Here is a 25,462-nt window from a genome sequence, read left to right as displayed (position 1 = left end):
AATGAAACACCGCTTAAAACATATTATAGCCACACTCCTACTCTACTCGGCTACTTTTGCACAGGTAAGCAAACATGGGCAACTAAGTGTTGAAGGAACAAAACTTGTTGACCAAAACAGTGAGCATGTTATGCTTCGGGGCATGAGCTTCGGGTGGCATAGCTTTTGGCCGCGCTTTTATAATAAGGAAGCGGTACAATGGCTTAAAGATGACTGGAATGTAAACATCGTTAGAGCAGCAATGGGTATAGAGATAGGCAACAACACTTATCTTCAAAACCCTCAGGATTCTGAACAAAAAATAATGGCTGTTGTTGAAGGGGCCATAGCTACTGATATTTATGTTATTATAGACTGGCATAGCCACAATATAAACCTTAAAGAAGCCAAGCTGTTTTTTGACAAGATGTCTAAAAAATATGGAGACAGCCCCAATGTTATTTATGAGGTATTTAATGAACCTGATGAAGAGACATGGCCGGAAGTAAAAGCATACAGCGAAGAAATAATTAAGGTTATACGAAAAAATGATCCTGATAATATTATACTGGTAGGCTGTCCGCACTGGGATCAGGATATTCACTTACCCGCTCAGGACCCTATCACCGGATTTAAAAATATTATGTATACAGTACATTTTTATGCCGCTACACACAAGCAGGAACTACGTGACCGTACCGACAAGGCAATTGAGGCCGGATTACCTGTATTTATTTCAGAATGTGCAGGAATGGAAGCAACCGGAGACGGTCCTCTTGATTATGAGGAATGGCAACGATGGATTGACTGGATGGAAAGCCGCGGACTTAGCTGGATAACATGGTCGGTGTCCGATAAGGATGAAACCTGCAGTGTACTAAAAAAGACTGCCTCTTCTACAGGAAACTGGAAGAAAGATGACCTCAAAGAAAGCGGTGTAATAACAAGAGATTATTTAAAATCATTGAATAAATCATAGATTTAGTTTGAGTTAGTTTTGTAATTTAAAAATCCTGCTTTTAGCAGGATTTTTTGTTTTATCTTCGCAAAAAACCAATAACTGATGAAAAAATTAATTTATTTATGTCTTGCATTCTGCATGACTACAACGATTAGTTTCGCACAAAAACTGACTGACAAGGACTTACAGGGAACATGGAATGTTGTTGCATTGGATCTTCTTGAAACCGAAGGCATATACTTTGATCTTATAAAAGGAGATGTTGAGTTTTCTGAAGCAATAAAAAGCCAGACTCCTGCAGAAGCTTTAGAGCAAGCCAAAGTAAGTATAGCCCCAACGATAACTATGCTTAAGGAAATGAAAATGATAATAACCGGAAACAATATACAGCAATACATACCGGGAGAGGAAGTAACCGGAGTTTATACTCTGGTTAACGAAAATGAAAAGCAAAAGCTTAAGATTATATATTCTGACGACACAGAGGATTTTGTTGAAGTTTACATGAAAGAAGGCAAACTTTATATTGACCTTGAACAGGATGGTCTTTTTATTTATAAGAAAGGATAATTCTCTTAATAAAACAAAAAAAGCTCACCACTTGGTGAGCTTTTTTTGTTTAGTAATTTTTTAGCGAAGGAAGCAGGCCCCCACAAAAAGCAGGATTATGGAAATGCATAAGTTACAAACACCTATGCTCCTAAATCTTACACTGTCTCTGTCGATTCCCGCCAGAATTAGTTTTCCTGACGCCATTAAAAAGAAAGCTCCAAACGAATAACATAAAACCTGGTACATAATCGTAGTTTTTTTAGTGAAACATTAAGACTCCTTTTTTCTTTTTCTTTTTAGCTTTTTAGTTTTTCCTCAAACTAACATTAAACAGATGCAGGATTAATGCCATGTACAAGGACAGTTACTAACGCCCTGGAAGATATCCAGACCAATAGTTATCATGTGTGTACCGCTGTTATAAGCCAACAACTCATTTGTTGTTAACTGATAAGAGTACGCAAAATAAAAATTCGAAACTTTTAACCCCGCCATAGGCCCTATATTAATAGGATTACCCATCTGGTCGTTAAGAAAACGGTAGTTACCCCCTATCCAGTAATAATTTTCACCATCCATATAGCGAAACTTAAGGTTAATATCTGTTGTAGACCTTCCGTCACTTTCAAAATACTGAATAAAGCTTGAAGGCTCAACTTCTAAGTTACCACTACCCTTAAAGGTATATCCGGTATAAAACTGATAGTTCCTTAATCTGTTCGGCTCGTTTATAGCAAAAACATCAAGGCTTTTATTAAGTAAGTTACTACCTGTAGCATTAAAATAAAACTGGCCTATCCTGTATAAAACAGCAACATCAAAGTTGTGATTAACCACATACCTGTTATTGCTTATAGACGGATCGGGTGTTTCAATATTCTCTATATCCACCTTAAACTGGTTAAGGTTGTAAGAGATACCAAACGACAGGAACTGGTTACTATACTTGTCAAGAATAATGTGGTGCGCAAAAGATACCTTACCACCATACTGACGTGTATTACCATTCTTATCGTTATATAAAAACAATCCTATACCTGTATCATCGGCTATCCTCATGTCTGCAGCTAACGACTGCATGTCGGGCGCATCCTTAATACCTACCCATTGGGTAAGGCCGTTTGCCCTAATCTTAACATAATCCCCAATACCCGCATAAGCAGGAGAAATTATAAAAGGGTTATCTGCAAGATATTGTGTAAATGTTGGTATGGTTAACTCCTGAGCACGTAAAAAAGATGCTGTTAGCAATAATAATAGGAGAAATGTTTTTTTCATTTTTTGAGTTTTTGGCCTGTTATGATAATTAAAACCACAGCCGGCTAAGCGGCCGTGGCTTTTATTAATTTATTATCTGAATATGGTAAAGTGTCCTACAAATTCCCTGTCATCTACCGGATTGTTTAGTTTTACTATATACCAGTAATCTCCGGTTGGCAGTTCTTTGCCGTTATACTTACCGTCCCATTCCTGTCCTTGTCTAAGGGTTGCCAGTTTCCTGCCGTACCTGTCAAATACATAGAACTCAAGGTTTGGATAATTTTGAGCATTGCCTGGCGCCCATGTATCGTTTATTCCGTCATCATTTGGAGACATAACATCCGGAAGGATGATATCAACAAATTCAGCTGAAATAGTTTTCTGAGCCACACAGCCTCTGCTGTCAGTCACTGTTACCACATAAGTTCCTGTAGCATAAATTTCAAACACGTTTGTACTACCCATATAGTCGTCGTTAAACGTATAAGTATAACCTCCTGAACCTCCTGTTGTAGTTGCAGTAATTTCATTAAGATCAGTTTCTGCAAGTATCAGCACAAGCGGTGTAGTATTTTCTACAGTCACCGGATCTGTACTGTCTATACATCCTGATTCATGAAGCACGTCTACAACATAAGTACCGTCGGCTAGGTTAGTAAACACATTACTTGCTTGTGGTGCGCCACCATTTAACGAATAAGTTACCTGACCCTGAACGCCTGATTCTACATTAACTGTAAGTACATTCTCGTCACAGTTATAAACCAGTTCCGGTGTTGCATTAATTGTAAGTGGTGCATCCATCCAAACATCTATAGAAGCGATACAGTCGTTAGCATCTTTAACATAGATGGTATAAGTAACACCTCCGTCAAGATTAGTATAAAGGTTTTTATCAACCTCAAACGGCTGGTTCATATCCATACTTGTAGAGTATGGTGCTGTACCACCTGTAATGTCAATTAATATTGCACCATTATCGTCGTTTTCACATACTTCAGGATATACCTCAACTTCAGTCAGTATAAGTGCAGTTGGTTCACCTATGGTCGCTGTGTATTCCATGTAACATCCTGTTTCATCCTGAACTCTTACAGTGTATGTTCCTGCAGGTACATTAAATGTACTTTCGGTAGTCATAGCAAAGTCAGGTGAAATACCATAAGTAAGCTGTCCTACACCTCCTGAACCATCAACCATGATAACACCATTTGCCTCACCATTACAAAGAGCATCTCTTACAGTAAGGAAACCAAGGATTGGCTTGCTGTTTTGAAGCGTAATTTCTCTTGTTCTAATACATCCGTTTGTGTGTCGGATATATACAGTGTAAGTACCGGCAGGTAAATTAGTAAATATGTTTGATGACTGGTAGTTCACTCCATCAATAGAGTACATAATATCACCCGCTATATTAGCATTGATGTTCTCTACCGTAATCATATGAAGCGGTGTGTTATTGTTACATATCTGCTCTGAAGTAAGAACAGGGTTAAATGTTACACCATCTTCAATATTGAATACAATTGGTATGATAGAACATCCTGCCGCATCCTGAACGAATACTATATGCTGGCCACCACCAAGGTTACCGTAAGTAAACTGATCCTGAACAAAAGTAACTCCGTCCATACTTGTTGAATATGGCGCTGTACCACCCGATACGCTTATAGTAACTGTACCGTCATTAGCATTTAAACAGGTCTCGTTAGTCCAGTTTACAGAAGCTACTATTTGTGACTGAGCCTGAGTTATTACCACATTGTTTAGGGTTTGTACACATCCTAACTCGTCTCTTACCTTGATAGTATATGTTCCTGCTACCAGCGAAGTAAACGTATTGTTAGTTGTATAAGTAAATACCGGTGAAATGGCATACTCTAACTGACCTGTACCTCCTGTAGCGGTAACCAGAATTTCTCCTGTATCATCCCCAAAACAAATTACGTTTTGAGTAACCGTTGCCGTAGCATTAACCGGCTGATGATCTTCCACATCAAAGTCTACAGTTTGTATACATCCGTTTACATGCTGTACATAGGCTGTATATGTACCTGCTGTAAGGTTATTATAGATGTTAGAACCCTGATATGTTATACCATCTACAGAGTACTGAACCTGGCCTACATATTGAGATGCAATTGAAATAGTCACTATGTTGCCTGGTGTGTTGTTATTACAGATATCCTGTACATTAACACTTGGCTGAGTATTTACACCCGGAGCCACATTAAAGGCTATTGGTGTAACTGTACAACCGTTACTATCCATTACATAAACTGTATGGTTTCCTGCGGTTAGTCCTGTGTAGTTAAACACATCCTGAACAAAGTCAGCAGGGTTATTAGAATCTAGACTTGTAAAATATGGAGCAGTACCACCACTTACTGTAAATGTTACTGTACCATCAGCAGCATTAAAGCACGTCTCATTTGTTGTAACAACATTGCTTGTTGCTAAAGCAGTTGTAGGTTCAGTAATTGTTAGTGTAGCGCTTTGTACTTCACATCCTATACCATCTGTTACCATTACTGTATAAGAACCGGCTGTTAGGCCTGTAAATACATTGTTAGTACCATATACAAAGTCTGGTGAAATTGCATACTGAAGTGTACCTGTACCTCCGGAAACCGTTACGGTTATTTCACCCGTTGTCTCTCCAAAACATAATACATCTGCAGTTACTACAGCCGCATCTATTGTTATTGGCTGAAGCGTGTTTATTGTAAATGTAGTGGTCTCGACACATCCGCTTGCATGCTGTACATAAGCCGTATAGTTACCCGGTGCTAAGTTGTTGAACACGTTTGATACCTGGTAAGTAGTACCGTCAACTGAGTACGTCAGGTCAGCAGGGTCTAATATCTGTGATGAAGCCACATCAATTGTTACCTCATTACCCGGTACATTGTTAGTACAGTTGTCAACTACTGTAGCACTTGGTGTCATGTCTGCACCAGGAGCAATTGTAAAGTCAACAGGTATTACTGCACAACCGTTACTATCCATTACATAAACTGTATGGTTTCCTGCGGTTAGTCCTGTGTATGTAAATACATCCTGAACAAAGTCAGCAGGATTATTAGAGTCAAGGCTTGTAAAGTATGGAGCTGTACCACCACTTACTGTGAACATTATTGTACCGTCAGTCGCATTAAAGCAAACCTCATCTGTTGTAACAACGTTACTCATTGATAAAGCTGTTGTTGGTTCAGTAATAGTTAGTGTAGCGCTTTGTACTTCACATCCTATACCGTCTGTTACCATCACTGTATAAGAACCGGCTGTTAAGCCTGTAAATACATTGTTAGTACCATATACAAAATCTGGTGAAATTGCATACTGAAGCGTACCTGTACCTCCGGAAGCCGTTACGGTTATCTCACCCGTTGCATCACCAAAACATAGTACATCAGCAGTTACTACAGCCGCGTCTATTGTTATTGGCTGTAGTGTGTTTATTGTAAATGTAGTGGTCTCGATACAGCCGTTTGCATGCTGTACATAAGCTGTATAGCTACCCGGCGCTAAGTTGTTGAACACGTTTGATGCCTGGTAAGTAGTACCGTCAACTGAGTACGTCAGGTCGGCAGGGTCTAATGTCTGTGACGAAGCCACATCGATTGTTACCTCATTACCAGGCACGTTGTTAGTACAGTTGTCAACTACTATAGCACTTGGTGTCATGTCTGCACCAGGAAGGATATCAAACACAAGCGGTGTAGCAATTGTACAGTCGTTTGCATCTTTTACAAATACTGTGTGTGTACCTGCCGTTAGGCCAGTGTAGGTAAACACATCCTGAGCAAAGTCAGCGTCGTTGTTCGAATCAAGGCTTGTAAAGTATGGAGCCGTACCGCCACTTACCGTAATGGTTACCGTACCATCAGCCGCATTGAAACAGATTTCATCCGTAATAACATCTATAGCTGATGTTAGTGCATCAACAGGTTCATTTACTGTTACAGAAGCTACCTCAAATTCACAGCCTATACCGTCCGTTACCCTTACAGTATAAGTGCCCGCTGGAAGGTCTGTAAATACATTTGAAGATCCGTAAACATAAGCCGGTGATATCGCGTACTGAAGTGTACCTGTACCGCCTGTAGCAGTTACAGTTATCTCACCTGTAGACTCACCTTTACAAAGAACGTCAAGCGTAGCAACTGCTGTAGCTGCAATTGGCTGAAGCGTGTTTATTGTAAATGTAGTGGTCTCGATACAGCCGTTTGCATGCTGTACATAAGCCGTATAGGTACCCGGTGCTAAGTTATTGAACACGTTTGATGCCTGGTAAGTAGTACCATCAACTGAGTACGTCAGGTCGGCAGGGTCTAATGTCTGTGACGAAGCCACATCGATTGTTACCTCATTACCAGGCACGTTGTTAGTACAGTTGTCAACTACTATAGCACTTGGTGTCATGTCCGCACCAGGATTTATCGTAAAGTCTATCGGAGTAATAGTACATCCGTTGCTGTCTGTTACATATATAGTATGAGAACCTACAGCTATATTAGTATACACAAACTGATCTTGTACAAAATCGGCCGGGTTGCTAGAATCCAGACTTGTAAAGTATGGAGCTGTACCACCGGTAACTGTTAGGGTTATTGTACCGTCATTTGCGTTAAAACATATTTCATCAGTTACTACTTCAGCAGCAGTAAGAGCAGCTGAAGGCTCATTTACTGTTAAGTTAGCTGTAGTTATTTCACAACCTATCTCATCCATTACACTAACAGTATAAGTACCTGCAGGAAGACCTGTAAATATATTGTTTGCAGTGTAGTTACCAGGATTTGTTGAAATAGCGTAAGTAAGAGCTCCTGTACCTCCTGAAGCCGTTACGGTTATCTCACCCGTTGCATCACCAAAACATAGTACATCAGCAGTTACTACAGCACTATCAATTGAAATTGGCTGTAGCGCATTGATCGTAAACGGTGTTGTTTGTACACATCCGTTTGTATGTTGTACATAAGCCGTATAGTTACCCGGTGCAAGATCTGTAAAGAAGTTATCCGTTTGATAGTTAACTCCGTCAAGTGAGTATTGTACATCTGCCAATACGTTTATATTAACATTCACAATTACCACATTACCCGGTACATTGTTAGTACATAAAGGAAGAACCTCTGCACTTGCCTGTATATCCACACCCTGCTCAATATCAAATACAAGCGGTGTAGCAATCGTACAGTCATTAGCATCTTTTACAAATAGTGTATGTGTACCTGCTGTCAATCCTGTGTATGTAAACACATCCTGAGCATAATCTGCATCGTTGTTTGAATCAAGGCTTGTAAAGTACGGAGCCGTACCACCACTTACAGTAATGGTTACCGTACCATCAGCAGCATTGAAACAAATCTCATCTGTAATAACATCAATAGCTGATGTTAATGCGTCAACAGGCTCGTCTACTGTTACAGAAGCCACCTCAAATTCACAGCCGATACCATCTGTTACCCTTACAGTGTAAGTTCCCGCAGGTAGGCCTGTAAATACATTTGAAGATCCGTAAACATAAGACGGTGATATTGCGTACTGAAGTGTACCTGTACCGCCTGTAGCTGTTACGGTTATCTCTCCTGTAGACTGTCCTTTACAAAGAACATCCAGTGTGGCAACTGCTGTAGCAGCAATTGGCTGAAGGGTGTTGATTGTAAATGTTGTGGTCTCAATACAGCCGTTTGCATGCTGTACATAAGCCGTATAGTTACCCGGCGCTAAGTTGTTGAACACGTTTGATGCCTGGTAAGTAGTACCGTCAACTGAGTACGTAAGGTCGGCAGGATCTAATGTCTGCGACGAAGCCACATCGATTGTTACCTCATTACCCGGCACATTGTTGGTACAGTTGTCAACTACAGTAGCAGTTGGTGTCATATCTGCACCAGGAAGGATATCGAACACAAGCGGTGTAGCGATCGTACAGTCGTTTGCATCTTTTACAAATACTGTATGTGTACCTGCTGTAAGCCCTGTGTATGTAAACACATCCTGAGCATAATCTGCATCGTTGTTTGAATCAAGGCTTGTAAAGTATGGAGCTGTACCACCACTTACTGTAATGGTTACCGTACCATCAGCAGCGTTGAAACAAATCTCGTTTGTGATCACATCTATAGCTGATGTTAATGCATCAACAGGCTCGTCTACTGTTACAGAAGCCACCTCAAATTCACAGCCTATACCGTCCGTTACCCTTACAATGTAAGTTCCCGCTGGAAGGTCTGTAAATACATTTGAAGGTCCGTAAACATAAGCCGGTGATATTGCGTACTGAAGTGTACCTGTACCTCCGGAAGCCGTTACGGTTATCTCTCCTGTAGACTCTCCTTTACAAAGAACATCCAGTGTAGCAACTGCTGTAGCAGCAATTGGCTGAAGCGTGTTTATTGTAAATGTTGTGGTCTCAATACAGCCGTTTGCATGCTGTACATAAGCCGTATAGTTACCCGGTGCCAAGTTGTTGAACACGTTTGATGCCTGGTATGTAGTACCGTCAACTGAGTACGTAAGGTCGGCAGGATCTAATGTCTGTGACGAAGCCACATCAATTGTTACCTCATTCCCCGGTACGTTGTTAGTACAGTTGTCAACTACTGTAGCACTTGGTGTCATATCTGCACCCGGTTCAATATCAAATGTTAATGTAGCTACAATAACACAGTTATTAGCATCATGAACATCTATTGTATGTGTACCTGCTGCAAGACCAGTATATGTAAACATGTCCTGAACAAAAGCAGCAGAGTCTAAACTTGTAAAATAAGGAGCTGTACCTCCTGAAACAGTTACTGTAACTGTTCCGTCAGCAGCATTGAAACAAATCTCATTTGTAATACCTCCTGTTACTGAAGCAGTAAGCTGAGCAGGCTCATTTACCACTATAGCCGAAGAAGTAACTTCACAACCTATCTCATCCATTACACTAACAGTATAAGTACCCGCAGGAAGACCTGTAAATACATTGTTTGCAGTGTAGTTACCAGGATCTGTTGAAATAGCATATGTAAGAACTCCTGTACCTCCTGAAGCCGTTACTGTTATTTCACCTGTCGCATCACCAAAACAAGCAATAGCAGATGTTATTGGAGTTGCATCTATACTGATAGGAAGAAGGTTGTCTATTACAAAATCATCTGTATCAACACATCCATTATTATGTCTTACATAAGCGGTATAGTTACCAGGAGTAAGATCTGTAAAGAAGTTGTCCGTTTGGTAGTTAACTCCGTCAAGTGAGTATACCACGTCTGCTAATACGTTAGTATTAACATTCACAATTACCACATTACCCGGTATATTGTTAGTACATAGAGGAAGAACCTCTGCGCTTGCCTGAATATCTACACCCTGCTCAATATCAAATACAAGCGGTGTAGCAATCGTACAGTCGTTTGCATCTTTTACAAATACTGTATGTGTACCTGCCGTTAAGCCTGTGTATGTAAACACATCCTGAGCAAAATCAGCATCGTTGTTTGAATCAAGGCTTGTAAAGTACGGAGCTGTACCACCACTTACCGTAATGGTTACCGTGCCGTCAGCAGCATTAATACAGATTTCATCTGTAATCACATCTATAGTTGATGTTAGCGCATTTAGCGGTTCATCTACAGTTATAGCATTTATCTCAACCTCACAGCCTATACTGTCTCTTACTCTTACGGTATAAGAACCTGTTACTAGATCTGTAAACACGTTTGAAGAACCATATACAAATGCCGGTGAAATTGCATATTCAAGAGCTCCCGTACCACCTGTAGCAGTCACTTCTATCGATCCTGTCGCATCTCCCTTACATGGTACATCAACTATATTTGAAATTGAAGCACTAACAGGCTGTAAAGGATCTATAGTGAAGGTTACCGTTTGTACACATCCGTTAGTATGTCTTACATATACTGTATATGTAGTCGGAGCAAAGTTTGTAAATACATTTGATGCCTGATAGTTAGTACCGTCTAATGAGTACTGGATATCTGCAGCATTAAGTGTTTGTGACGAAGCAACATTAATGGTTACTGTGTTACCCGGCACGTTATTGCTACAAGTAGCCACTATATCTGCTGTTGGTGTCATATCAACACCTTCATTTATTGTAAAGTCTATTGGAGTTACAGTACAATCATTAGCATCCTTAACATAAACCGTATGGTCTCCCGCCGCAATACCTGAATATGTAAACACATCCTGAGCAAAATCAGCATCATTGTTTGAATCAAGGCTTGTAAAGTATGGAGCAGTTCCACCTGCTATTGTTAAAGTAATTGTACCATCGGCAGTATTAAAACATATCTCGTGGGTTAAATTACCAACTGAAGCTGAAAGAGGTGCAGTTGGCTCCATTATTTCTAATGTAGACGTTTCAACCTCACAACCTATTCCGTCAGTCACCCTTACAGTATATGTTCCTGCTGTTAAACCTGTAAATACGTTAGTTGAACCATACACAAATGCCGGTGAAATTGCGTACTGAAGTGTACCTGTACCACCTGAAGCAGTTACAGTTATTACACCTGTTGCATCACCAAAACATAGTACATCAGCAGTTACTACAGCCGCATCTATTGTTATTGGCTGAAGTGTATTGATTGTAAACGTATCAGTTTTAATACAGCCGTTTGCATGCTGTACATAAGCCGTATAGGTACCCGGCGCTAAGTTGTTGAACACATTTGATGCCTGGTAAGTAGTACCATCTACTGAGTACGTTAGGTCGGCAGGGTCTAATGTCTGTGACGAAGCCACATCAATTGTTACCTCATTACCCGGTACATTGTTGGTACAGTTTTCTACTACTGTAGCAGTTGGTGTCATATCAACCCCCGGAAGGATATCAAATGTTATAGGCGATGCTATAGTACAGTTGTTGAAATCCTTAACATATAATGTATGTGTACCTGCCGCAAGGCCTGTATATGTAAACACATCCTGTGCAAAATCAGCAGGGTTATTAGAATCAAGACTTGTAAAGTATGGAGCAGTTCCGCCTGAAACTGTTACAGTAACTGTACCGTCAGCATCAGTAAAACATATCTCATTTGTAATACTTCCTGTTACAGAAGCTATAAGCTCAGTTGGTTCATCTACAAATATACCTGCCGATGTAATTTCACAACCAATAGTATCAGTTACACTTACATAGTAAGTTCCCGTTGCTAAGTTATTGAATACATTACCTCCGCCATAAGTAAACGGACCTGTTGCACTTGTAGAAATACCATACTGAAGTGCACCTGTACCACCTGAAGCCATTACAGTTATTACACCTGTAGTACCTCCAAAACAAGCGATAGGCGTTGTTACAGTAGCAGCATCAATACTTATAGGCTGACGTGTATTAATTGTAAATGTATCGGTCTCAATACAGCCGTTTGTATGTTGTACATAAGCCGTATAGTTACCCGGTGCTAAGTTATTGAATACATTAGATGCCTGATAAGTAGTACCGTCTACAGAGTATGTAAGTTCTGCAGGGTCTAAAGTTTGTGATGATGTAACATTAATAGTTACTTCATTACCCGGTACATTGTTAGTACAGTTTTCAACCACTACAGCATCCGGAACCATATCAACACCCGGCTCAATATCAAATGTTATTGGTGATGCGATAATACAGTTATTGGCATCCTTAACATATAGTGTATGTGTACCTGCCGCAAGGCCTGTATATGTAAACATATCCTGGGTAAAATCACCCGGGTTATTAGAATCCAGACTTGTATAGTATGGTGTTGTACCTCCCGAAACAGTTACAGTAACTGTACCGTCGGCAGCATCAAAACATATCTCGTTTGTAACACCTCCAGTTATCGAAGCTGTAAGCTCAGTTGGTTCGTCTACAAATATACCTGCTGATGTAATTTCACAACCAATGCTATCGGTTACACTCACATAGTAAGTTCCTGTTGCTAATCCATTAAAAACGTTACTTGCTCCATAAGTAAACGGACCTGTAGCGCTCGTAGAAATAGCATACTGAAGTGCACCTGTACCACCTGAAGCAGTTACCGTTATAACACCTGTAGCATCACCAAAACAAGCAATAGGTGTAGTTACCAGAGTTGCATCAATGCTTATAGGGACAAGAGTGTCTATAACAAAATCATCGGTATCAACACACCCATTAGTATGTCTTACATATACTGTATAGTTACCCGGTGCTAAACCATAAAACTCGTTAGAAGCCTGATAAGTAATATTATCAAGAGAGTATTCTACATCTGCTAATACATTAGTATTAACACTCACTAAAACTACAGTACTAGGCACATTACCAGTACATAGATCAAAAACCTCAGCAAATGCCTGAATATCCACACCAGGATTAACCGTAAAATCAAGAGGAGCAACGATTGTACATCCGTTTGCATCTTTAACGTATACCGTATGATTTCCAGCGGCAAGGTTTGTATAAACTAACTGGTCTTGTGTAAAGTCAGCATCGTTGTTTGAATCAATACTTGTAAAGTATGGTGATGTACCACCGCTTACAGTAATGGTTACTGTACCATCTCCTGCACTAAGACATATTTCATCTGTAACACCACCGGTAACAGAAGCTGTTAGTTGAGTAGGTTCATCTACAAATATACCTGCTGATGTAATTTCACAAGTAATTTCATCCGTTACGCTTACATAGTAAGTACCTGTTGCTAAGCCTGTAAACACATTAGCCGTGCCATATGTAAACGGACCTGTAGCACTTGTAGAGATACCGTACTGAAGTACGCCGGTACCTCCTGAAGCAGTTACAGTTATTTCACCCGTTACATCACCAAAACATTCGATAGCTGAAGTAACTACAGCTGAGTCTATAACAATAGGCTCATGCAGGTCAATAGTAAATGTAACCGACTTGATACAACCATTAGTATGAGCCACATCTACTGTATGGCTACCTACTGAAAGGTTATTGAATATATTTGAAACCTGATAAGCACCACCGTCTACCGAATAAGTAAGGTCGGTTAAATCAAGGGTTAAATCTGAATCAACAGAGATAGTAACCTCGTTACCCGGAACATTGGCTGTACAGTTATAAACTATAGCTGCACTTGGCTGTAGGTCTACCGGAGGTAGTACCCAATGTTCTATAGGAGGTGTAAGATTACAATCGTTTCCGTCTTTAACATAGATAAGGAACATAACCGCATCATCAGGGTTAGCAAGATCTACCGGAATTGTTATTCCTGTAAAGGTATATGTAGTGCCTGTTACAGGATACCATGTAGTATTATCCATACTAACTTCATAGTCACCTACACCACCTGAAATCTCTACAGTAATAGTACCGTCACCTTCGTTATAACAAACTTCATCACTAAAGCTTGTTACTTGGGCTTCAAGTTTAGCCGGTTCAATAATTTCTACCTGGAACATTTCAAAACATCCGTTTTGATCCTGAGCAATTACATCATACCATCCCGCTGCAAGGCCTGTAAATACATTAGTATCTACAAACTGGTTTAAGTTTGGTGAAATAGCATATTGTACATTGCCTGTTCCCGGTGAAGCCGGATCAATCGTTACTGTAATAACACCATTTATCTGATCCCAACAAAGAATATCCTGTTTCGACACCGAAGCATCAAAGGCCGGTGGAGCAACAATATTAATTGCCGGTGAAGTTTCCTCACAGTCATCACTTGTTACACGAACATAGTAATCACCTGCAGGCAATCCTGAGAAAGTATTTGCAGATTGTGGCCCTGCTATTACTGCGCTAGTACCATCCAGAAGTTCATAACTATAGTTACCTAAACCTCCTGTTACATTTGCAACGATTGAAGCCGTAGACTCACCAAAACAGTTGATAACTGCACTGCTAAGGTCTAGGTTTATGGTTAATGGCGGTACCGGAAGTACAGTAACTTCGTTAGAAAGTACTGCTGTACAATTATTAGAATCTCTTACATAGATTTGATAAGTACCTGCACCCACAGCGTAAACTGTCTGGTTAGTGTAAGTTACTCCATCTAAGCTATATTGATAGGTAGGTGTACCACCAATTGCAGAAACCGTAATCTCTGCCTGAGTTGTACAGGTTAAAGTATCTGTAAGATTTAAGAATGCCTGAATCGGATCCGGCTCATTTATAATAACCGTAGGTGTTGTTAAATCACAACTCCATCCGTCGGTTACAGTAATGCTGTATGTACCTGCACCAAGGTTATCAAAGGTTGGTGATGTTTGTGCATCTGTACTAATAACTATAGTAGTACCTGCATCATCATAGATATTAAGTATATACTGGTATACAGCCTGACCTCCTGTTACACCTGTTACCTCTACAGTAGCGGTGTTATCACCATTACATAGTAACAATGTTGCAGAAGCATTGATCGTTGCCGATATCGGATCCGGTTGTATCAGGTCTATTGTTTGTGAAACTATACAACCACCGGCATCTCTAACATTAACAGTATAGTTTCCGGCAACAAGACCTGCAAACGCATTGTTTGTTCCGTATGGCTGAACAGTAGTTGCAGATGTGTTGTTTATCAACTCAAACTCATAAGAGCCCCAACCTCCTGTAGCAGTTGCTAAAATTTCTCCCTGATCATTTGTACAGGTAACGTTAGCCGTTTCAGCAGCATTAAGTACAAGCGGATCTGCCGGAGAGGCAACTGTAATATTATTTGATACGGCAGAACAGAAAGGTGAATCTGTAGCAGTAACCGTTACATTTAAGTTACCTGCCGTTAATCCTGTTATTGTGAAAGGATTTGTTGTTGTAGCGCTACTACCGGTAGCCACAGTATTACTTAGTGCATCTGTAACCACATAGTCGTAAGCACCGGTATACCCTGTTACTTCAATAGTAACAGTACCGTTTGCATCTCCAAAACATGTTACCTGAGTAGAAGCTATAGCCTCAACCTCAATAGTATCATAAGGAGCTATTGTATAAGGAGAAGTAGTAATTTCATAACATCCCGTTACATTATCTGTAACCTGGAAGTCATAACTACCCGGTGCAGAAAGAACAAAATTAGCCGTATATGTTCCCGCACCCGGAGTAATAGAGGCCTGAGTACCAAGTGGAAGTAAATCAAAAGTGAAATCTCCCGAACCTCCTGTTACCGTTATAGTAACTGTTTCGTCGTTAGTACATGTAATAGCCGTTACTAATGTAGACACTACACTTATTATCTCCGGTAACGGGTCTATTGTTAACGGGAATGTAGCCGTACAGTTATTAGCATCTTTTACAGTTACTGTTATATTTTGAGTAGTACCATTATCTGCTACTTCAAAAGTATTTGACGTAAAGAAGTTAGTACCGTCTATACTGTAAGTATATGGTGCCGTACCTGTACCTGCACCCACAGTAGCAATTATTGTTGATGTAGTTACCGCGTTAGTAACATCACACGCAAAATCAGTTGCTGTTGCTGTAAGTGTTAATGCATTTGGCTCTGTAATATTTATTATTTCCTGAGCCGTACAGTCTTTACCGGAAGTTACCGTTAATGTATAAGTACCTACTGCAAGACCTGTAAATATGTTTGAGTTTTGTACAACGGCAGGGTTAGTACCATCGTCAAGTGTATATGTATAAACAGGGTTGTTGTTAGAAGCCGGAAGCGTAACAACTATAGAACCATCGTTTGCCCCGTTACAGCTTACGTTTTGAGAAACATAAGTGAATGTAACCGGAGTTGGCGCTTCAAGTGTTACAGGTGCTGTAACGCTACAACCTGTTGTAGTATCTGTAATTTCTACAATATAATTACCCGGATCCTGACCTGCAAATACATTAGATGGATTTGCTGCCACGATTGGGTTATTTGATGTATCCTGAAGTTCATATTCGTAGTTAGATGAACCTCCTGTAGCAGTAACTGTAATCACCCCGTCACTACCCGCACAGGTTGGCTGAGCCGTTACTGCAGGAGTGAAGTTAAGCGGAGGGTATACAGTAATTGTTTGTGTATTGGTACATCCGTTTACATCTCTAACAGTTACATTATAATTTCCTGAAACAAGGTTAGTATAAGTAAATGTAGTGCCCGATTGTGCCTGGAACGCACCTCCGTTAAAACTGTAAGTATATGGAGGCATACCTGCTGTTGTAAGGTCTACCTGAATTGCATAGCTACCTTCGGCAACACCACACTGCTGTACTACGGAAAGTGCGATTACCGGAGAAGGATCTGTATCTAATGTTATTGGTGCTGCTATTGGCTGAATACATCCGTAAGCATCCATAACATATACCATATAATCACCACCATCAACATTAAATGTATTTGATGTTGTCCATCCTGCTGTAGCAGCCGTAGGAGGTGTAACTACAGGAGCAGCCAGTATTAAATATTGGTAAGATGCTGTACCGCCATCTGCAACGGCAGTTATAACACCTGAATTAGCATTACAGTTTGCATTTGATACAACAGAAGCTGTAACTGTAAGCACTTCCGGAGACTCAGTTATTGAGAATTGTCCTGAAGCAGCACTACAACCTGCATTTGCGCCATCAACTTCTGTAAATAAAATAAAGTAAGTACCCGGAGCTAATGGTCCAATACCTGTTATTGTAGCAGGTGTCCCTGCAGTAACAGGTGTAGAACCTACAACACCTGTTGGCTGGTTAGATTGCGCATAGTATACTTCATAATTAACCTGCGTAGTACCTGTATCAAAATTATCTATTGTAACATCTACATTACCGTCTGCACTTCCTTTACAGCTTACATTATTGATAACGTCTATTACAGAAGTTAGTGATGAAGGAGTATTAATAGGCTGATCTGCAGCCTTTACATAATAACATCCTGTTATATTATCACGAACTACAAAAGTATAAGTTACACCAGGTATAAGTCCTGTAAAAGTAGAAGTTAAAGGCGTGCCCAAATCTGCAGCCTGCCAGTCACCTGCCGGAATATTTGCAGGGTCATTTTCTGTTGTTAAAACAGCAAAACTATAATCATTACTACTTACATCAGGATTTACAGTTACTACTGCTGTACCACCCGTAGCACAATCTGAAGTCAATGTAGATATATCAATATCCATGTCCTCAGGAGGTGAAGCCATAACGATGTCCTGCTCTATTATAGTACATCCGTTAGCATCAACCACAGTTACCTGATAAATACCGTAGTCAAGCACCGCAAAAGAATGATCTTCATTTGCAGTTGCAGTAAAGTTATCTGAATATCCAAAGTTATTTGTAAGGTAATATGTAAACGGAGCAGTACCGCCCGTTACATTTTGTACTATAATCTCTCCTGCGGTTACGTTAGTTCCCGAACCGTCATCACCACAGGTAATAGGAACTTCAGACGTATCAAAAGCAATAGCTGAAGGTTCTGTGATTATTACATCTGTTTGAGAATCAGTACAAGCATTTGCATCTGTTACCGTAACAGTATAATTACCCGCAGGTAAACCTGTAGTTTGAGTACCATAATCAGTACTTGTAGTAGTATTATAAACATTTATAGTGTAAGGTCCTGTACCTGTAGTGTTATCAATAACTACTGATAGCGCACCTGTACTCTCACCGTTACATAAAATATCCTGAGTTTGTGTTACTGAAGTTATAGACGGTAAAGTAAGCGGAGCTATAACAGTTGTATTGGTTTCCGTTACGCAACCATTTGCATCTGTAATACGGAATCTGAATGACCCGTCTACAGCCGTCTGGTATGAAATTGCAGATAATGCTACTGGAGCAGAAGCACTATAAGTAGTACCTCCATCGTTAGAAACCTGATAAGTATAAGGAGATGTACCTCCATTGATAGTTACATCTATTTGTGCATCTGGTGACGCTGTACAGTCTAAGCCTTTTGTAAAGGCAGCCATAGCTGTTAATGTAGGCGCAATGGTTTGTGTAACTGTATCGGTACAACCGTAAGCATCCGTAACTGTAATATTGTATGTATTTGGGGTAAGGTTACTAAATACATTTGATGACTGGCCGGGAGCTCCGTTAAGTGAATAGGTAAACGGAGCAGTACCACCCGTTACAGTAACTGTAAGTGAAGCACCATTTGAATCATAACAAATATCAGAACCTGTTAATGAAGCTGTAGGTGGTACAGGTGTAGTTAATGTAAATGTATCTGTTACTGTACAGTTGTTAGCATCTCTAACAGTAACCGTGTAAGTACCTGCCTGTGTTAAACCTGTGAATGAAGAACCCGATTGTGGGCCAACCGTAGAAAGGTCTGGCTGGGTTAAAGTATATTGATAACTACCCCACCCTCCTGATGCTGTTACAGAAACACTTCCGTTTGCAACACAAGTAATAGGGTTAGATGTAGTAGTTAGTGTTAATACCGAAGCAGGACCACTAATTGTAACCGTAGCCGTAGCTGTACAGTTAGTAACATTATCTGTTACAGTAATGGTATATGTTTGGGCAGCAAGTCCAGTTAAAGGTATTGTTGTAGCCGTTGCCGAAGCAGATGAACCTACTGTTACCGAAGCACCGTTAACTATTGTATAAGTATAGTTAGTAGAGAAACCGCTTACATTAAAGTTAAGCGACCCGTCTGCTGCGCCGAAACATGTTACATTACTTACTGGCTGGCCATTAACTGCGATAGGTGTTAAAGCGTTTATAGTATAGTTTTCGCTATAAGTACACCCTTTACTGTCGGTCACCATAAAGGTATATGTCCCTGCGTTAAGGCCTGCAAATACATTATTGGTACCATTGTTAACTACTGCCGCAGCAGGAGCTGTTATCTGATAATTAAACGGACCTGTACCCGACACTACTGTTAAAGTAACATCTGAAGTTAATGCAGGACATGTTTGTGTTGTAGCACTAAATGTAAGATCTGTAGGCGGTGTAAGGGGGTCGATTACAATTGAATTGATAACATATGTACATCCGTTAGCGTCTTTAACCGTAACATTATAAGTACCTGCTGTTAGTCCTGTAAAGCTAGTGGAAGAAGTAAAGTTAACTCCGTCTACACTATATTGATATGGAGCAGTACCTCCTGTTATGGTTGTCGCATCAACAGTAATAGTCGCTCCCGATGAACCTGCAACTGTACAGTCATAAGCCTGGGTTACACTTGCAGCACCACCCATTATAGAATCAGGTTCTGTAATGGTAAAGCTGAAAGGAAAATCACATGCTCTGTTACCTTTTGTTTGATGTAATATAACAGTATAGTCTCCAGGAGGTAATCCTGTAAACGATCCTGAGCTGTTTGAAGCTATTACATTACCTAAATCATCCAGTAAATCAAAAGAAACATTATATCCCTGAGTGTTTCCTATAGTATAAACTATAGATCCGTTATTGGCGCCATTACAGCTAACCATATTTACAGCCGTAGTATATGCCACATCCGGAACAAGGCTAATAGTAACTTCATTTGAAAGACTTGTACAACCGTTACCATCCATAACTATAAATACATAGTCTCCCTGATCACCTATCTGAACGTCAAATATTACACTGGTTTGATAATCACCCGGTGTTGGGTTTTGTAATACTCCATTATAACTATAAATAGCATAAATATATGGCGTATTACCTCCTGTTGCATTCATTTGAATGTTACCCTGAGTACATGATATATTTTGTGAAACAGAGGCAATTAAATTTAAATTGCTCTGATCTATGATAGTTGCTGTTCCTGTTACTGAACATCCGTCATCAGTAGTAACTGTATAGGTATAAGTACCAGGGTTAAGGTTATCAAAAAGGTGGTTATTATCCATAACCGGTCCATGTGAATCACTTGACGGGCCTGTAATTGAGAAATAGTATTGCGGACCTACATTTAAAGCTTGCAGCCTAATACTTCCTAATCCGTTACAGGTAGCATCTTCAGTAATTACATTAACCGTTAAAGCTCTGTTTTGAATACCTATATCCTCTAAAGAGAATTCACAGTAAGTATTACCAGGGGTTGTATCAACTCCCTGCTGTCTGATATTTACGGTATAAATACCTGAAGTAGTAATATCAAATGACGGCCCCATACCATCAGTATAGTCATAAATAACTGTGTTTGTGGTTTGGTTTACTAATTGATATTCATAACCTGCAGGTACATTTGTAACTGTTATGTTACCATCTGCCGTACAGATAATATTTTCTTTTGTAAACTGTGGGTCAAGGTTATTTTTAAATACATTAAAGTAATATGTAGCCGGACATCCGTCATACATAATTACCAAACGGTACTTACCGGCTGAGTCAGCAACAAAATCCTGACCTGTACCAACAACACCCCAGGTGCTGTTTGGACAGCCTGTCCACGGACAGTCGTCCGGAAGGTCATCACAAGTAGGGCAAGAAGCTATACAGTCACCTTCATTAAGCTTTTGCCAGCTTATACTTGTAGCATCAGTAACTCCTGTTTGTATTAATCGCTCATCGTCAATACCACATAAAAATATATTTGGAATAGGCTCACTTCCGTCACCATAGTTAGCACATGTTGCCAGTTCATCTGCAAACGGTATAACCGGGTTAGGATTTAAATCACTAAAATTATTTACCGTTACATATTCTGTTATAGAAACACACGGAGCCGGAGCCACACATACAACATAATAATCTCCTTCCGTTAGATCAATAGATTGTGTATTACCTATTTGCACATTGTTACTGTCATACCATGTATAAGTAGTATAGCCATCTGAAGCTGTTACAGTTACCGGACCAGAACATAAAGTAACCGTACGCTGGAAATTACAATCGTCTATATCTACTAAAAAGTTAGCAGGACCTGTTACAGGTTGTCCACAACCGTTAAGACCTGCAATACTTGGGTCATTAGATATTACATTACTGTTTAGAATACCCTGGTAAGTAGCATAAGCACTGTTCTGAATTATATTAGAACACGCATCCTTAAGATCGTTACAACTTTCTGCTACCCTAACCCTAAGTCTTATTTCATAAGCAGGATCATCTTCTTCTACAAGTCCGTCAGGAATTGTAAAAGTTACCTGTTCTGTTCCCGGGTTGTAAACATAAGTTACTCCGGGTGCACCGGAAATATCAACCTGATTAAAATAAGTATTATCAGGTAAAAGGTCAGTAATTGTAAATGAAGTAGCATCATCATTACCTATGTTCTGAAAACTTATAACATATTCCAGATAGTCTCCTAAGTTAACATCTGCTCCTCCAATGTCATTACCGGCTAAATCTTCAACTGTTTTTATAAGCTGAATTTCCGGTTCAATAATATCAACCGCAAGTGAGTTAAAGAATAAATAATAAGTATCCTGAGTGGATGTAATTCTTAAGGTTGCCCCTGTAGAACTGTTAGCAATTAATCCCTGATTGATATTTATAATGTCGGCATCATACCCTAATGTGTTAGAACTGTTAGGTACCCTGTTGGTAAAAGACTGTTCTACGTTACCTGCATCCAGATAAGTAATACTACCATTAAAAAAGTTGGTAGCCGGATTTAAACTGTTTGAAAGTTGGGTAAATGTTGCTACAGAAGCATCTTTAAGTAATAACTGGTCTCCCTGAATACCTTTATCTCCTTCCAGTGCACAAGCCATAAGCTTTGCCCTTACCGGAAGTGGAGCCGGTACTGTAGTAAAACCTGTATAGTTTACGTCAATAGAACCCAAACTCGATTTTACACCCGCAAAACCATCATATGAGGTAACATATTTACCCGGCATATTGGGGTTTTCATAAACAATAAAAATCGTCCATCCTCCGGATACACCACCACTAATATTGTCAGCTTCCGAAGCTCGTATGTTTGCAGCGGTATAGGTACCATTAGGGTTTGCCAATCCTGCAACGAGCGATGTAATATCTGCATAACATACATAAGGGCTGTTACTGTTAAAATCAGTAGTACCAAAACCGTCAAAAATAGTAGTACCGTTTATATCTGTATAAGTTGTTGACCCGGGTAGCTTTAATTTTATCTGATTAAAATCGGTCGCCCTGCCACTACTACTGTTACCTGTATTGTATTTATAAATAGCGGACCAATATAAACCTGCATATACTACTCTACTACAACTTACATCTGTTATAGCCGATAAGGTAGCGCTGCTCGAACTAAAAGTAGTCGCATCACTATCAATATCAATGTAGCGCATATTAAGATCATCGTTTGCACTATCACCTCCATACGGGTCTTCAGGGTCTCTGTTATTACTATCCCTGTTAACAATACCATTGGAGATTTGAGTTATATCTCCCTTAATATTATCCTGATACCTTATCGTAAAAGGTACAGCTACCTGTGCCTGCATGGCAAAACACGCCAGTAAAAATCCAAACAGGATCTTTATCCTTAAATTGTGTATTCGTATATGCATTTGTGTTTGTATTGGTGTTTTTTAGTTGGTTTTATTGTAATTAGTCAGTTGGTTTATCGGTTTAGTTCACATTGATGCTCATTAGCCATACTGTATCAAAGTAGGTATTATTAACATTTGAATAGTATGAGATGAGTGCATCTCTCCAGCTTGTGTGTTTTTTAAGATATACATATCTGAAATTGTTTTGAGGGTTTAGGAAAAAGTCTGCTTTTATTCCCCTATCCTTTAATTTATTAATAAACTTATCAGTATTTTCCTGTTCACTAAACACGTTTGCTATTACATAATAGCCCGGCTCAACATCTTTAATCATGAGGACATCGCCTCTTTTTGGTGCCTGTCTTACTAAATCAGTTTTGGCAGCATAATAATCCTTTATTTCCTGCTCTGTAGTAAGATCTTCTTCCTTTCTTATGTATTGTGCTGAAGGAGGTTTAGATCCTGTTTTCGCTTCCCGCGTTGCGTTTGGTACCTGTTCATTTGCTTTTGTTTTAGTATTATTAGTTAGTTGGTTATTATCCTTATTTGAACCGCTATTATTTGCATTGCTTACAGCTCCTGCTTGTGTAGGCCTGCCCGCTGTTGCGTTATTACTTTGCGGCAATACCTCTGCATTATTAGCTTTTACAATTTCATTTGCCATTTCGCTTTCCATAACACTCCCCTCTTCATTATTTCCATCTGTGCTGTTGGCATTTCCGCTGTTACCACTCTTTGCTGCAACCACTGCTCCTTCTGTTATTACAGCAGCGGGGCTCACTATATTCCCACCTCCTGAGCTATTACCTGATGAGCTGCCAGATCTTGACGCTGTTGGGTTACTGCCTCCTTGTTTTGGCTGGCTTGCTGTCGAGCTTTTTTGACCTCCTTTACCAGAACTTCTGCCCGAAACGCCATTTTCTCTTTCCCTTCTTCTTATGTTCTCTTCTTCTGCATCAGAGCTGTCTTCCACATGAATCAGGTAAGGGTTTTTTTCAATTTTCTCTTCCTTCTTCTTTTCTAAGGCCAGTGCTGCCTCAGTAAAATTGTCATAGCGTTCTATTATTACTTCGTCTTCGCTTTTAGCATTAGGAGGTGTTGACACCACATAATATCCGCTTCTTGCTTTTTTAAGATCTTCCACCGTTTGAGGCTCAATTGCTTCTTCTCCCGGGTCTTTCCTCTTCATGTTAAGCATTTCGGTTTTTGCCCTCTCCAGTTTTACTGCCTGTTCCCTTTTTGCATAGTCCTTAAGATTTTTAACCTTGTTATCAAACTCTGCCTTATTTATTTTGTTTATGGAGTCTTCTCTAATTAAGGCATCAAGTAAATACTGACTATCCTCATCAAGTTCCATTCTCAGTTTTTCAAGGTCGGCTCCTTTCTCTAAATATTCCTCTTCCTCCCCCTCATCTTCTGCAACCTCATCTTCCTTAAGTTTCTCCTCCAGTTGAGCCAGCGTATCGCCAGCCTTTTTATTTTGTTGCCTTATACTAAGTTTATCTTTTAGCTTAAACGACATGATAATTTCATGCGAGGGGCCCAGGTTTACTAATCCATCCTTCACAGTCCTCTCATAGGTATAACCTAAGGAAAGCCTTTTGGTTAAGTGGAAACCTGCACCTATTCCAACCCCATAATAATTATCTACCGAGGTTTGCAGCCATCCTAACCTTGGAAAGTTTACCAGTAAAAAACCATTAAGGCTAAAACCGTATAACTCGCTCATCTTACCTCGCAGGCCAAGATTAAAATCGCTATCCTTAAAAAGGTCTTTCATGGCAACCATCTTATGAGTATACATAAGGTGCATGGAATATGTTTTGTCAGTATACTTTTCTGACATCTCATCCGATTTAAAATCGTAATCCACAACATTCTCTGCATACACTCCCAGGTCAAAATCTTTATAATTAAAGTTTATCCCTGGCTTGATACTAACCAATGAGTTATTTCTAAGCTCCATTATCAGCGGGTCCGGCTCACCTGTTACAGTCCTTATTTTATTAACCCCGCTATTATAATAAGCGATGTTAAAACCAAGAGTAAGGTTCATTCTTTCCTGAAGCCTTATGTTGTAAGAGTAGTTTGCTACTCCCCCAAAACTGGTTATCACCCCAACGTTTTGCTGATAAAGACCAAAACCAAGTCCAGACTTATCTGAAAATCGTCCGGTATACGTTAGCATATATACCTTTGGCGAATCGTCAAACTGTACCCACTGGTTACGGTGATATAGCGAAACGTATGTGTTATCTTCCCTAACAAAAGAGAAAGCCGGATTGTATAAGAACCTGTTAAACTTTAAATTGTTCTGGTACGGAATATTAAAAGTAACTACAGGTGCATCCTGAGCACTTACCTTTGTAAAAGCGGCTATAAAAACTAATATGAAAAATAAGGAGTGGTAGTTTTTTATCATCC

5 protein-coding genes are annotated in these 25,462 nt (G+C 39.8%); 2 read left to right on the top strand and 3 right to left on the bottom strand.

The annotated features are described in order from the left end of the window. Window position 1 precedes the first annotated feature (1 nt). Window positions 2-958, top strand: a complete 957-nt coding sequence (locus NU09_RS12215; protein ID WP_129751578.1) for a glycoside hydrolase family 5 protein — start codon at window positions 2-4, stop codon at window positions 956-958. Window positions 959-1,042: 84 nt separating this feature from the next. Then, window positions 1,043-1,510, top strand: coding sequence for a hypothetical protein (locus tag NU09_RS12210; protein WP_129751577.1), 468 nt, complete (start codon window positions 1,043-1,045; stop codon window positions 1,508-1,510). A 324-nt stretch (window positions 1,511-1,834) separates the two neighbouring features. Here NU09_RS12210 and NU09_RS12205 read toward each other — a convergent pair whose 3' ends face one another. The 3 genes from NU09_RS12205 to NU09_RS12195 all read right to left on the bottom strand — a co-directional run bounded on the left by NU09_RS12205 (window position 1,835) and on the right by NU09_RS12195 (window position 25,460). Next, a complete protein-coding gene (locus NU09_RS12205) occupies window positions 1,835-2,770 on the bottom strand; it encodes a type IX secretion system membrane protein PorP/SprF (protein ID WP_129751576.1) in 936 nt (311 codons plus the stop codon). A gap of 72 nt (window positions 2,771-2,842) precedes the next feature. Next, a complete protein-coding gene (locus NU09_RS12200; RefSeq protein ID WP_129751575.1) occupies window positions 2,843-23,056 on the bottom strand; it encodes a T9SS type B sorting domain-containing protein in 20,214 nt (6,737 codons plus the stop codon). Between the two features lie 61 nt (window positions 23,057-23,117). Next, window positions 23,118-25,460, bottom strand: coding sequence for a type IX secretion system membrane protein PorP/SprF (locus tag NU09_RS12195; RefSeq protein ID WP_129751574.1), 2,343 nt, complete (start codon window positions 25,458-25,460; stop codon window positions 23,118-23,120). Window positions 25,461-25,462 lie beyond the last annotated feature (2 nt).

It is taken from the genome of Flavobacterium beibuense (assembly GCF_004151245.1).
Classification (GTDB): Bacteria; Bacteroidota; Bacteroidia; order Flavobacteriales; family Flavobacteriaceae; genus Flavobacterium; species Flavobacterium beibuense_A.
The sequence above is the reverse complement of the archived record's forward strand: the minus strand, read 5'-3'. Positions and strand labels throughout refer to the sequence as shown.